Annotated in this window: 7 protein-coding genes and 1 pseudogene; 5 read left to right on the forward strand and 3 right to left on the reverse strand. The window is 66.5% G+C overall.

Going from position 1 to position 12,997, the window contains the following annotated elements; genetic code table 11:
* Positions 1 to 1,692 (reverse strand): annotated as a pseudogene (locus VL752_RS21975) (glutamine-synthetase adenylyltransferase); the annotation flags it as partial.
* A gap of 17 nt (positions 1,693 to 1,709) precedes the next feature.
* Here VL752_RS21975 and VL752_RS21980 point away from each other — a divergent pair.
* The 3 genes from VL752_RS21980 (at position 1,710) to eno (ending at position 7,244) form a co-directional block, all read left to right on the forward strand.
* A complete protein-coding gene (locus VL752_RS21980) occupies positions 1,710 to 5,117 on the forward strand; it encodes a DUF3971 domain-containing protein (protein ID WP_325358767.1) in 3,408 nt (1,135 codons plus the stop codon).
* 101 nt (positions 5,118 to 5,218) lie between these two features.
* Positions 5,219 to 5,857 (forward strand): uracil phosphoribosyltransferase, encoded by a 639-nt coding sequence (upp, locus tag VL752_RS21985; protein WP_325358779.1) that lies wholly within the window; start codon positions 5,219 to 5,221, stop codon positions 5,855 to 5,857.
* Between the two features lie 109 nt (positions 5,858 to 5,966).
* The gene (gene eno, locus VL752_RS21990) at positions 5,967 to 7,244 is read left to right on the forward strand and encodes a phosphopyruvate hydratase (protein WP_325358769.1); all 1,278 of its coding nucleotides are present in this window, start codon (positions 5,967 to 5,969) and stop codon (positions 7,242 to 7,244) included.
* Between the two features lie 77 nt (positions 7,245 to 7,321).
* Here the strand turns inward: eno and VL752_RS21995 are convergent, their stop codons facing one another.
* The gene (locus VL752_RS21995; protein WP_325358771.1) at positions 7,322 to 8,152 is read right to left on the reverse strand and encodes a response regulator; all 831 of its coding nucleotides are present in this window, start codon (positions 8,150 to 8,152) and stop codon (positions 7,322 to 7,324) included.
* 309 nt (positions 8,153 to 8,461) lie between these two features.
* On the opposite strand from VL752_RS21995, the gene VL752_RS22000 reads away from it, so the two are divergent.
* The gene (locus VL752_RS22000; protein ID WP_325358773.1) at positions 8,462 to 9,082 is read left to right on the forward strand and encodes a histidine kinase dimerization/phosphoacceptor domain -containing protein; all 621 of its coding nucleotides are present in this window, start codon (positions 8,462 to 8,464) and stop codon (positions 9,080 to 9,082) included.
* A 45-nt stretch (positions 9,083 to 9,127) separates the two neighbouring features.
* Here the strand turns inward: VL752_RS22000 and ligD are convergent, their stop codons facing one another.
* On the reverse strand, positions 9,128 to 11,635 hold the full coding sequence (ligD, locus tag VL752_RS22005; protein WP_325358775.1) for a DNA ligase D: 2,508 nt from the start codon (positions 11,633 to 11,635) through the stop codon (positions 9,128 to 9,130).
* A gap of 180 nt (positions 11,636 to 11,815) precedes the next feature.
* On the opposite strand from ligD, the gene VL752_RS22010 reads away from it, so the two are divergent.
* The coding region (locus VL752_RS22010) for an AIDA repeat-containing protein (RefSeq protein ID WP_325358777.1) at positions 11,816 to 12,997 on the forward strand (1,182 nt) is incomplete at its 3' end.

Genomic DNA, 12,997 nt, shown 5'->3' on the forward strand with positions numbered 1-12,997 from the left:
CGCCGGATTGCGGCTGAAGAGCGAGAAGAGCTGGATGCCGGCGGGCAGGGCGGAGACGAAATGGTCAAAACGGGCGAAGGTCTGATCCGGCTGCGGTTGTTTCGCAATCGCGCGGAGCATATGCGGCAGGAGATGCTCGAGCAGGCTCCGCGCCCGTTCCGAGCGCAGCGCGCGTGGCCGGCCGGAAAGCCAGCGCCGGATCGTCTCCACGATACGCGGCCCGTCGGCATAGCCAAGGCTCCGCAGCCGGGCGAGCATCGCCTCCGGCATCGCAGTGCCGCCGGGGCCGACGGTGATCGCTTCCGCCTCGTAATGGTCCTCGTCCTCGAGTTCGAAAAAGGAATCGTAGAGGCGTTGGACGGCGAGGAGTTCGCGGAGCAGCGCCTCGGCGAAGGCCTCGGGCGCGGCGAAGCCCATGAAGGTCGCGAGTGCGGCCATGCCCTCGCGGCTGCCCGGCAGGGCATGGGTCTGGCGGTCGGCCACCATCTGCAGCCGATGTTCCACTTGGCGCAGCAGGCGGTAGGCGCGGGTGAGAGCGGCCGCTGTTTCGCTCGTGATGTGGCGGAGGCGGGTGAGCAGGCGCAGCGCGGGAAGCGTGGCGCCGACGCGCAGGATGGGCTGCCGCCCGCCCCAGACCAGCTGCTGGGACTGCGCCAGGAACTCGATTTCGCGGATGCCGCCGCGCCCGACCTTGAGATTGTGGGCCAGGAGCCGGGCCACCGGGTCCGGCCCTTCCGGGATGGGTCCGCCACGATGCGCGTCCATCAGCCGCTTCATGGCGTGGATATCGGCGATGGCTGCGAAGTCGAGATGCCGGCGCCAGACGAAAGGGCGCAGCCCATCGAGGAAGGACTGACCGAGCGCGATATCGCCCGCCACCGGCCGCGCCTTGATGAAGGCGGCGCGTTCCCAGTTGCGACCCATGGTTTCGTAATAGGTCATGCCGGTGGCGACGGAGATGGCCAACGGCATGGCCGAGGGATCGGGCCGCAGCCGCAGATCGACCCGAAAGACGTAGCCGCCCACCTCCCGCGCTTCCATGAGCTTGACGAGATCCCTGGCTAGGCGCGTGTAAGTTGCGCCTATAGTCTCTTGCGGAGTGGCAATGGCCGCGGGGTCATAGAAGACGATGAGGTCGATATCGCTCGAATAATTCAGCTCCCGGCCGCCCAGCTTGCCGAGCGCCAGGACGAAGAGACCGCTGCCCGCGACGGGGTCCCGCGCAGGGTCGGTCAGCGCGATCCGGCCGCGGTCATGTTCCTGGAGCAGCAGATGCCGGAGGCCGAGCTGCAGCGTTGCCTCGGCGAGGCGGGAGAGCGCGCCGGTGACGAGCGAAAGGCCCCAAAGCCCGCCGATATCGGCGAGGGCCACAGCCAGCGCCACCTGGCGCTTCGCCCGCCGCAGGCTTGCGGCGACAGCGGCGCGCGACGCGGCCGGGCTGGTTTCGGACAGGCTGCGGAAGGCGGCCTCCACGGCTGCGGCCGGGCCCGCTTGCGCGACCGTCAGAAGTGTCTCCGGCTCATTCAGAGCGAGTTCGGACAGATAGGGGCTGTTGCCGCCGATCGCGGCCAGCATGCCGGGCGGCAGACCTCCTGCCCCCGGCACCTGCGCGCGGAAGCGGGCCGCGAAATCTTCCGCGGCGTCGGGGTCGGCCGGCTGCGGCCAGCGGATGGCAGGTTCCTCGGGATTCATCGCGGCCGAGGCTGGCCATGAGCGGGCAGGACGGTCAAGAGCCGGGGCAAGAGCCGCTGCGCGAGGCTGCCCTGCCGGTGCCAGCAGGACCGCCCGTGCCCGCGCCGGCGCCCGCCCCCCGGCGCAGGCATCGCCCCGGCCGATGGTGGCGCTGGCCGCTGCAGGCCGCGATCCTTTTGGTCGAAGGCATCCTGCTCATCCTGATCATCGGCGGCAGCATGCTCGCCTGGCGGGCTGCCCAGGGGCCGGTCGATCTCTCCTGGATGCTGCCCCGTCTCGGTCGCATCGCGCATGCCGCGGTGCCTGACGATCGCATCTCCGTGCAGCACCTGGCCATCGCCTGGCGCGGCTTCACCCGCGGGCCGGACCAGCCGGTACAGGTGACCGGTGACGGCATTTCCGTTGTGGACCGCGCGCGGGATCGCAGTGTGAGCCTCGACCATGCGGCGCTGGACCTGTCCGCTGCCTGGGCGGTGCGCGGCACCTTCGCGCCCCGGGTGGTGACGTTGGACGGGCTGCGTGTCTCGGCGCGGCGCGCGGCCCCGCGCAACGAGGCGGGGCCGCCAGAGCGCGGCCGTCCGGCCAGGCCATGGGACGTGCGAGCCACGGCGCGGGATGCGATCGCCGTGCTGCGGCAGCCGCCGCAAGACGATCGCCACCTCGCCCCGGTGCGTTTCGCGGGCCTCGCGGAACTGCGCCGCATCACGGTGACAGGGGCGAGCCTCGTTCTTGAACCGGCAGCCGCCGCCGCCGCTGCTCCGGCCACGGGCGCGGATCTGTCCGACAAGGCGCTGCAGCTCGGCAATTTCTCGCTCGTGGCGGCGCGCGGCGACAGCGGCGGGTTGAGCCTGCAGGCCTCCGGTGTGCTCGCCTCCCGCGCGGGCCCGCTGCCGGCAGCGACGGCGGACGCGCGGCCGAGCCTCAGCCTGCGCGGTGCCGTGAGCCCGGCGGGCATGGTGACGCTTGATGCGACGGCGATCCTCGGCGATCCGGCGGCCATGCTCGCGGCCATCGGCGCCCGGGGCGATCTGCCGGTGCCGGATATGGCTGTGCAGGCCCAGGCAGGACTCGCGGCGGGCCCGGATGCGCGGATCACCGATCTGCGGGCGAGCGTTACCGGCGGTGCCGGCCATCTGCGAATTGACGGCGCGATCATTCCGGTCTCCGCGCTCCACGTGAGCCTGTCGGGTGACGAGAGCCATCTCGCCGTCGACTCCGATTCGCATATCGTCTTCGGCGCCGTAAGCAGCGCGCCGCCGCCCACGGTTACGCTCACTGGCGGCGCCACCTGGGAGGCGGGAGCCATCATTGCGTCCCTCGGCCTCGGCATCGATCACGTCGCATCGGACGACGTGCCGGCCTATTGGCCGCCGGGCTTCGCGGACGGCGCCCGCAACTGGATCAAGGCCCAGGTTCGGGACGGGCAGCTGCATGACGGCACGGTGAGCCTTGGTCTGAAGAGCAACCAAGATCTCTCTGATATTGAAGTTTTTTCGGCAACTGGGACGGTCCCGGCCCAGGGCCTGACCGTGACTTGGCTGCCGCCCATTCCGCCGCTAACACAGGTAAATGGGGCGATTGTGTTGCAGGGGCCGGATGCGATCGCCATTCGCGTCGACGATGCGCGGCAGGGTGACCTCACTCTCTCCAAAAGCGGCATCGTGATCACCGGACTTTCCGCGCGGGACCAGATCGGCACGATCACGGTGAACCTTGTGGGCCCGGTCGCCGAAGCCGTCGCACTCGTCAATCATCCGCGGCTCCATCTCCTGCAAGGCGTGCCGCTGCCGCTGAAGGTGACGAGCGGGACAGTGACGACGCGGGTGCAGCTGGCACTGCCCCTCGACGCAAATGTGACGACCAATCAGATCACCATGACGACCCATGCCGCGTTGCAGGATCTCAGCCTCACCGGCCTGCTGCTCGGCCGCGACGTGACCCACGGGCAGCTCACCATCGACGCCACCATGGAAAAGCTGCACCTGGCGGGCAGCGCGGCGCTCGCCGGCATTCCAGTGACCCTTGCGCTCGACACCAGCTTCACCAAAGGCCCGCCAAGCGGGGTCGTGGCTTCCCTTCAGGCGAGTGCCACCGCCGACCAGTCCCAGCTTGCCGCCGCCGGTATTCCGACAGGCGGGATACTGGACGGCACCGCCGATGCGAGTGTCGCGGTCCAGGCTCAACGGGGTGGACGGACCGATATCAACGCCCGTCTGGCCCTTCCCGAATCGCATCTACGCGTCAATGCCATTGCCTGGGCGGGCGGCGAGGGCAGCGCCACCGCGACCGCGCATCTCGCCCTGCAGGGCGACCGAATCATCGCCTTCGATCCGGTAAACCTCCAGGGGCCCGGCATCGACGTCGCGATCCGGCCGAGCTTCACGGACGGGCGGCTTTCAGCCATCGGCATCGACCGCCTGCGGCTCGGCGTCACCGATCTTTCAGGCAGTGTCGGCCTGCCCGCCGCCAAGAGCGACCCCTATGTCATTGCCGTCCAGGGCAAGGCGCTCGATCTCTCCGGCGTCTTCGGCAAGAAGGCGAGCCCGAGCGTCAAGCCCGCCAATGACGCGCTGTCGACCATCTCCTCCAAGGACGAATTCGCGCCCCACCCGCCCTGGCGGGCGACCGTCTCGCTCGACCGGGTGCTTTTCGGGCGCATGGCCGCGGGGGGCGCGCGCGTGATCGAAGGACTCCGCGGGCAGGTGGTGAACAACGGGACGGTCGTGCAAAGCGCCGATGTCTCCGTCCGCGTGGCGCCGTCCGGCGGTCTCACCCATCTCAGCATTGTGCCAAACGGCCCGGGCAGCCGGAGGGTGACGCTGACGAGCGCCGATCTCGGCGGCCTCCTCAAGGCGACCAACGCCTATGACGTGATCAATGGCGGCGCGCTCAGAATCGACGCGTCCTACGACGATCGCCGGCCGACCCATCCGCTGAGCGGCACCGTGGAAATGGACAAGTTCACACTCGGCAATGCACCGACTGTCGCCAAAGTGCTGCAGGGCATGACGCTTTACGGCGTCGTCGACCTCATGCATGGGTCGGGTCTTTTCTTCAGCAAGCTGGTTGCGCCCTTCACGCTTGAGAGCCGCAAGCTGACCCTGGCTGATGCGCGGGCCTATAGCGCGTCCCTGGGCCTTACTGCCCATGGCACGGTCGACCTGCCGCAGAATGCCTTCAACATCCAGGGCACCATTGTGCCGGCCTATTTCTTCAATTCCCTGCTCGGCCACATTCCGCTGATCGGCAAGCTGTTCAGCCCCGAGAAGGGCGGCGGGATCTTCGCCGCCGATTTCCAGCTGGTCGGACCCATCAACAACCCCGCGGTACACGTCAATGCGCTGTCCATGGTTGCCCCCGGCTTCCTGCGCGACCTCTTCAACAAGAAGGGCGCGCCGACCCCGTCGAGCCTGAAGCAGCCATAGTCAGCGGGGTCAAAGGGACGATGGCCCACCCGTTGCCGATGGACGGCGCGGACGGCATCATGCGCGACCGAATTTCCGAACAAGAAGCGAGTGCCGGCGACATGCGCGCCTTTCCGAACCTCACCATCGTCGATCACCCCCTGGTTCAGCACAAGCTGACGCTGATGCGCCGCAGGGAGAAGTCGACCAAGGAGTTCCGCCATCTCCTGAAGGAGATCAGCCTGCTCCTTGGCTACGAGGTGATGCGGGACCTGCCGCTGCAGATGGTGCCGATCGAGACGCCGCTGGAGCCGATGATGGCGCCGCTGCTTGCCGGCAAGAAGCTTTGCTTCGTCTCCGTGTTGCGGGCGGGGGATGGGCTGTTGGACGGTCTGCTCGACCTCGTGCCCTCGGCCCGCGTCGGCCATATCGGCCTCTATCGTGACCCTGTCACGAAACGGCCGGTGGAATATTTCACCAAGCTGCCCGAGGATGTACAGGATCGGTTGGTGATCGCGGTCGATCCGATGCTCGCGACCGGTCATTCAGCCGCCGCCGCCGTACGCGTCATCAAGAAGGCAGGCGCCGCGCAGATTCGCTTCCTCTCGCTTCTCAGCGCGCCTGAGGGCGTGCAGGTGATGCTGGAGGAACACGGGGACGTGCCGGTCTTCACCGCAGCGCTGGACCGGGAGCTCGACGAGCATGCCTATATCCGCCCCGGTCTCGGCGATGCCGGGGACCGGCTGTTCGGAACGAAGTGACTGTTTGAACAAAAGATTAACATGAGAGCGTTTGTGCCACTCAGAGCCCTTGCCTTCCTCTGACGGCAGTTCTACGCCGTGGCCGAACGACACCCCGGAAGGAAAAGCCATGTCCGCCATCGCCGACATCGTTGCCCGCCAGATCCTCGACAGCCGTGGCAATCCCACCGTCGAGGTTGACGTCATTCTCGAGAGCGGTGCCATGGGTCGCGCCGCCGTCCCCTCCGGCGCCTCGACTGGCGCGCATGAGGCGGTGGAACTCCGCGATGGCGACAAGACCCGCTTCGGCGGCAAGGGCGTGAGCCAGGCGGTGGGCTTCGTCGAAGGCGAAATTTTCGAGGCGCTGGCTGGGCTCGAAGCCTCGGAGCAGGTGAAGCTCGACAACCTGATGATCGACCTCGACGGCACGCCCAACAAGAGCCGGCTCGGCGCCAACGCCATGCTCGCGGTCTCGCTCGCCGTCTCCAAGGCGGCGGCGATTGAATACGACCTGCCGCTCTATCGCTATCTCGGCGGTGTCGATGCGCGGACCCTGCCGGTCCCGATGATGAACATCATCAATGGCGGCCAGCATGCCGACAACCCGATCGACATTCAGGAATTCATGATCGCGCCGGTGGGCGCGGCGAGCATTTCCGATGCCGTGCGCATCGGGTCGGAGATCTTTCATACCCTGAAGAAGGCGCTGCACGACGCCGGCCACAATACCAACGTGGGCGACGAAGGCGGCTTCGCCCCCAACATCGGCTCAGCCGAAGCGGCGCTCGATTTCATCACGATGGCCTGCGAAAAGGCCGGCTATCGTCCGGGTGAGGACGTGATGTTCGCGCTGGACGCTGCCGCCACGGAATTCTATGCGGACGGCGCCTACAAGATGGAAGGTGAGGGCAAGACCTTCGATTCCGCCGGCATGGTGGACTACCTCGCGGCGCTGGTTGCCAAATATCCCATCTTTTCGATCGAGGACGGCCTGGCCGAGGACGACTGGGCTGGCTGGAAGCTGCTGACCGAGAAGCTCGGGGGCCGCGTGCAGCTGGTGGGCGACGATCTTTTCGTGACCAACCCGGCCCGTCTGCGCCGCGGCATCGCCGAAAAGACCGGCAATTCCATCCTCGTGAAGGTCAACCAGATCGGCACGCTGACCGAGACGCTGGAAGCGGTGGAAATCGCGCATCGCGCGGGTTTCACCAGCATCATCAGCCATCGTTCGGGCGAGACCGAGGACACCACCATCGCCGATCTCGCGGTTGCGACCAATGCGGGGCAGATCAAGACCGGCTCGCTCGCCCGCACCGACCGCGTGGCGAAATACAACCAGCTCATCCGCATTGAGAACGCGCTCGGCTCCAGCGCGCGCTACGCCGGCCGCACAATCCTGCGCGGCTGAGACGAAAAAAGGCCGCCGAAAGGCGGCCTTTAGATGAAGACGAACCCGGGCGAGCGATCGCCCGGGTTTTTTTGTTCTCAGGCGGAGACGGAGCGGCGCGCGGCGCCCGTCTTGCGGCCGAGGCGGGCGCGCTGGTCGAAGAACAGCGCCTGGCTGATCACCGCCTTTACCGCCTCGTGCTGGAAGGGCTTGGTGATGAGGAAGGACGGCTCCGGCCGGTCGCCCGTCAGCAGGCGCTGCGGATAGGCCGTGATGAAGACAACGGGCACTTCGGCGCCTGCCAGGATGTCCGATACCGCATCAAGGCCCGAACTGCCGTCGGCGAGTTGGATATCGGCCATGATGAGGCCCGGCCGGGTCTTACTGGCGAGCGCCATGGCCTCTGTCCGCGTGCGCGCAACGCCCACGACATGATGGCCGAGATCGCCGACAAGGGCTTCGAGATCCATGGAGATGATGGTCTCGTCCTCGATGATGAGGACATCGGCATGCAGTTGTGCCGCGATCTCCTTCTCCGCCTCGTCGATCAGGCGGCGCACCTCGGTCACCGGGCGATCCACGAGCTTCGCGATCACGTCCGACGAGAAGCCCTCCATCGTATGCAGCAGGAAGCAGACGCGCGGCAGCGGGGTGATTTGCTCGATATCGTGGCCTTCGGCCGCGGTCGCATCGGCCAGCACCGGCGCATGATGGCGCCGGTTGGCCGGCACCGAGCCCCAGATAGTGAGGAAGACCTTGTAGAGCGCCGCGTTGAGATCGAGATCGGCCGGCAGGGCATCGGGTTCGACCGAGATCGTCTCCAGTGCGGCGGCGGCATAAGCGTCCCCGGCGGACTGGCTGCCGGTGAGCGCGCGGGCGAAGCGCCGAAGATAGGGAAGGTGAGCGGCGATCTGGTTCGTGTTGTGCATCTGCGTCATCCGAGGAGCATCATCCGTAGAAAAGACGGGCAGGCGGGGGAGGCACCCGTCGGCCGGCTGGCCGAGCCTCCCTCATTGCAGTACCTGCCTGGGGCGCCATCATCAAGCTTCCGTGTCGCACCGACGCGCTGAATGGATCATTTGAAGGTAAAGCTGAGGTGAAGCCCCTAAGCCCTGGCACTTCCTCGTCTCGTGCCGATATGGAGAAGGTGGGCAGTGTTGGACAGAGTGACAAAGTTCAGCGATGACGAAAAAACTCTTATGAGTCGTGGCCAAGCGATGGGCGGGGCGGGCAGGCGAATGGGTGACACGCAAGGTCAGGCACAGGCGATCGCTGATGACCGCGATGGCCTCGTGCGGGAGCTTCACCACCGGGTGAAGAACAACCTGCAAATTATCGTGAGCCTGATGAACGTGCAAAAGAGGATGCTGCCGCTGGACCGGCGGGGCGAAATTCGCTTCCTGGAAGAGCATGTCCAGTCCATGGCCGCGGCCTATCGCGTCGTCTATGCCTCGGGCGAAATGATCAAAGTGTCGATCGACGACCTCATCCGGGAGGTCGTCTCCGGTCTTGTCGAAGTCGCGGGCGGGCGGACACATGAGGTCGAGACGGCCGGCTGCGAAGCGCGCCTGATGATCAATCTCGACCAGGCCATCACCTTCGGCCTCACCCTTGCTGTGGCTCTGCCGCCAATCCTGGATGCGACGCATCAGGCCGGCGGCTCAGCCTCCATTTCGACCCGGCAGGAAGCCGACCGTGTCCGCCTCGCGATCGTCGGACCGGTTCCGATCGCACCCCTGTTCGACCCGCTGCGCGAGCGTTTGCTGGAAGGACATCTGAAGCAGCTGAATGCCGAGCGCATTTCGGATGTGCCCCAGGGGGAACTTCATATCAGCCTGCCGAAACCGGAGCTCGTCTGACACGCCCGATTCCATCCGCCCGAGGGACAACTCACAGGACCGGGGTTAGGGCTCAATCCCGACGGCGGCCAGCACAGCGGCGGTGAGCCGCTGCGGTTCGCCTGCCTCGCCGCGCCAGGCCGAGGGCTCGTTCAGCATTGCCGCAGCATCCTGAAGCCGGACCACGTTGGCAGCCTTCATGCGGGAGAGTTCCGCCCAGGAGACCGGCCAGGCGACCGGCGCGCCGGGACGGGCGCGGGGCGAAAAAGGAGCGATCGCGGTCGCACCTCGTTCATTACGGAAATGGTCGATGAAGATTCGCCCCTTGCGCTTCGCCTTGCTCATGGTGGCGACATAGAGATCGGGCTTGTCCGCCGCGACCCGGCGGGAGAGTTCGCCCGCGAATTCCTTGACGGATTGCCAATCGTGATCCGGCTGGATGGGCACTACGACATGGATGCCCTTGCCGCCGCTGAGCAGCGGCAGGCTACGCAGGCCCAAAGCCTCCAGCACGTCACGCATAAGAAAAGCAGCGTCTTTGACCCTGGTGAAGGGCAATCCCTCGTCCGGATCGAGATCGAAGACGATCCGGTCCGGCTGCTCGAGATGCGCCCGGTCGCTGCCCCAGATATGGAATTCGATCACACTGAGTTGCGCGGCGGCGGGAAGCGCCCGTGCCTCGGTGAAATAGAGATACTCCTCCGAGCCGTGAGTCGTCCGGACCGGCGCATGATGCCAGGAAGGATCCATCCCTCGGCCGGGATGGCGCTGGAAAAAGGCGTCCTCTTCAATTCCGTCCGGGCAACGGACGAGGCTGACGAAGCGATCCGCTGCGTAGGGCATCAGATGCGGAGCGGCGGCGGCGAGGTATGCGGCGAGATCGCGTTTCGTGACCCCGCAATCGGGGAACAGCACTTTGTCTGGATGAGTGAGGATGACGCCGAGCGCGCTGTCATCCCCCTCGCGTTCTTTGGGTTTACTCCGGCGAGTTTTCGGCGCAGGCTCCTCCCGCGTCACCTCCTTGGCCGGCTTGTCTTCGCGCACTCCCATGAATCGCCCCTGTCTGATCAGCTTGTCCCGGGTCCAGCCGCCGAAGGCAATTTCCACCACGAGTTCGGGCTTCACCCATTTGGCCTCGCGCAGTACGTCGTGCGGAATGTCCAAAGCGGCGGGTTTTGATGCCGCGAGGCGGCGAAACTCCTCCGCCAGCCGGTCCAGTGTCTCGGCCGAAAAGCCGGAGCCGACGCGACCGACATAGCGCAGCCCGCCCTCCTCCTGCAGGCCAAGCAGCAGGGAAGAGAAAGCGCGTTTCTTCTCCGATGGCCGGTAGCCAAGAATGACGAATTCCTGGGCCTGGGCCACCTTGATTTTCACCCAGGCCTCGCTGCGGCCGGAGCGGTAGGGGCGGTCGGCCCGCTTGGCCATGATGCCCTCCAGCTCCTTGTCCCGCGCCATGGCGAGAAGGGCGCCGCCGTCGGCCGCGATATGGTCGCTGTAGCGCAGAACGCCATCTTTTTCGGCTGGGGCGAGAAGCGCCTGCAGCCGGGCCTTTCGCTCGGCAAGCGGGCGGGGACGCCAATCCTTGCCGCCCTCGTGCAAAAGGTCGAAGGCCATGTAGGCGATCTCGCCCTTGCCCGATTCGAGCGCGTGCTGCAGCAAACCGAAATCGCTGCGGCCTTCGGCATCCATGACCACGGCCTCGCCGTCGATCAACGCGCCGTCGAGATCGAGCGACTTGGCGGCGGCGACAAGGCGCGGGAAGCGTTCGGTCCAGTCCAGGCCAGAGCGGCTATAGGCGCGCACATCCTCGCCGCTTGCCGCTATTTCAATGCGGTAGCCGTCGAACTTAACCTCGAAAAGCCAGTCCTGCCCCTGCGGCGGTGCCGCGACGAGGGTGGCGAGTTCCGGTGCAACGAAGCCCGGGCGCTTGTGCGGGTTGGCGGCGCGGGCCTTCTTGGCGTCTGCGCCACCTTCAGGCGCACTCCGCCAGATGCCGCCTTCGGCCGCGATCGCAGCCAGATCCCGGCCGCTGGCGACGCTATCCGGCATTTCATCGATGAGGTCGCGGGTTTCTGAGGCTTCCTCGTCCCGCTCCTTAATGAGGAGCCAGTTCTCACGCTTTTCGCTCGCCTTCCGCATGAGGACCAGCGCCCAGCGGCCGCGCATCTTCTCGCCGTGCAAGTTGAAGGCGATTTTTCCTTTCTCCAGCTCCTCATGCGGGTCGCCGATCGGCTCCCAGGTCCCGCTGTCCCACAGCATGACGGTACCGGCGCCGTAATTCCCTTTAGGGATGATGCCCTCGAAATCCCCGTATTCCAGCGGGTGATCCTCGGTACGGACGGCGAGGCGCTTGTCGGCGGGGTCAAGGCTCGGCCCCTTGGTCACCGCCCAGCTCAGCAGCACACCGTCGAGTTCCAGGCGGAAATCGTAATGCAACCGCGTCGCATCATGTTTCTGGACGAGGAAGCGTAGCGCGCCGGCCTTGCGGCGCCGACGGGTCCCGCGGGGCTCGGGCGTGTCCGAGAAGCGGCGCTTTTCGTGATAGCGATCAAGCGATGAGGTGGTGCGCCTCATGACATGGCTCTCCGGCGATCGTTCCAGGTTGCGCGTGCCGACGGTCTCCGTTCCCTGCCACAACACGCCATGGCCGGTTGCTGCGATATGGTCTTGGCCGGGCTCTGTGCAATCTGCTAACGGCTTCGTTAGTGGTGCTGTCGCGCCCGTTTGCCAACCCAACCTTTGAGATGACGACACATGACCGAGACCATTCTCACCCGTGGGCAGTCTCTGACCAGCGGGTCAGTGACCAGCGGCAATACGGTGATCGTCTCCTCCGGCGCCTATACGACCGGTCTCACCGTTACCTCGGGCGGGCTCGAAATCGTCCGCACCGGGGGTACCGCCTACACCACTGTGTTGTCGGACGGCGGGCGGGAGGTGATGGGCTCGGGCGGTGTGGCCGTTTCCACGATCGTCAGCCAGGGTGGCTCCGAAGAGGTCTTCAGCTCGGGCAATGCGGCGAATGCCCAGGTCAAAAGCGGGGGCACCCTGCTGGTCTATAGCGGGGGCACGGCCTCGGCCAGCATCGTCAGCAGCGGTGGCACGGAGATTCTTTCGGGCGGCACCATCGTGGGCGGCAGCGGGCTTTATACCTCCGCGGTGGTGAGCAGCGGCGGCCTGCTGACCGGAAGCGGCACGCTGACCAGCGGCACCGTGACGGTCTATGGCAGCGCGAGCGGGCTGGAAGTGAGCAGTTCCGTGGGTGTCCAGGTCCAGGGTGTTTTGCTCGACATCGCCTCCGGCGGCCGCGCGTCCAACATCGTGGTGAGCCGGGGCGATCTCATCGTGGAAAGTGGCGCGGTGGTGAGCAATGCGAGCGCGTTGGGCGGCTCCTTGCTGGTCATCACCAATGCCGGAAACATCACCGTGCAGTCCGGAGGGACGGCGATCGCCAGTGTCGTCTCTGGTGGCGGCCTTGGCCGCCCCACGCTTCGTGTCAACGGCACCAGCATCAATGCCGCCGTCACGAGCGGCGAAATCTATGTCAGCCGCGGCACGGCCAGCGCCACCACCCTTTATGCCAGCGGCACAATGAACGTCTATCGCGGCCTTGCCGTCTCGACGACTGTCTCGAGCGGTGGCACCGAACGGGTGGGATCAGGCGCCGTGACCTCGGCCGATGTGATCCGCAGCGGCGGCTACCAGGATGTCCATGCCGGCGGCGTGGTGAGCGGCACGACAGTCGCGAGCGGCGGCGAGCAATATGTCTATTCCGGCGGTGTCGCGAGCGGCACGATCCTGAACTCGGGCGGCAGCGCCATCGTCTCCGCCGGGGGCACGGAAAGCGGGGCGCGCATCCTCTCGGGCGGCAGCGCCACGGCGACCGCCAGCGGCGGCTTGTGGCAGAATACGCAGGTCTCGGCGGGCGGCAGTTTC

It is taken from the genome of Acidisoma sp. (assembly GCF_035492295.1).
Lineage (GTDB): Bacteria > Pseudomonadota > Alphaproteobacteria > Acetobacterales > Acetobacteraceae > Acidisoma.

Bases quoted from the DNA above. Each gene is read 5' to 3' on its own strand.
- VL752_RS21980 (WP_325358767.1), top strand. From the start codon at position 1,710: ATGAGCGGGCAGGACGGTCAAGAGCCGGGGCAAGAGCCGCTGCGCGAG.
- eno (WP_325358769.1), top strand. From the start codon at position 5,967: ATGTCCGCCATCGCCGACATCGTTGCCCGCCAGATCCTCGACAGCCGT.
- VL752_RS21995 (WP_325358771.1), bottom strand. From the start codon at position 8,152: ATGCACAACACGAACCAGATCGCCGCTCACCTTCCCTATCTTCGGCGC.
- VL752_RS22000 (WP_325358773.1), top strand. From the start codon at position 8,462: ATGGGTGACACGCAAGGTCAGGCACAGGCGATCGCTGATGACCGCGAT.
- upp (WP_325358779.1), top strand. From the start codon at position 5,219: ATGCGCGCCTTTCCGAACCTCACCATCGTCGATCACCCCCTGGTTCAG.
- ligD (WP_325358775.1), bottom strand. From the start codon at position 11,635: ATGAGGCGCACCACCTCATCGCTTGATCGCTATCACGAAAAGCGCCGC.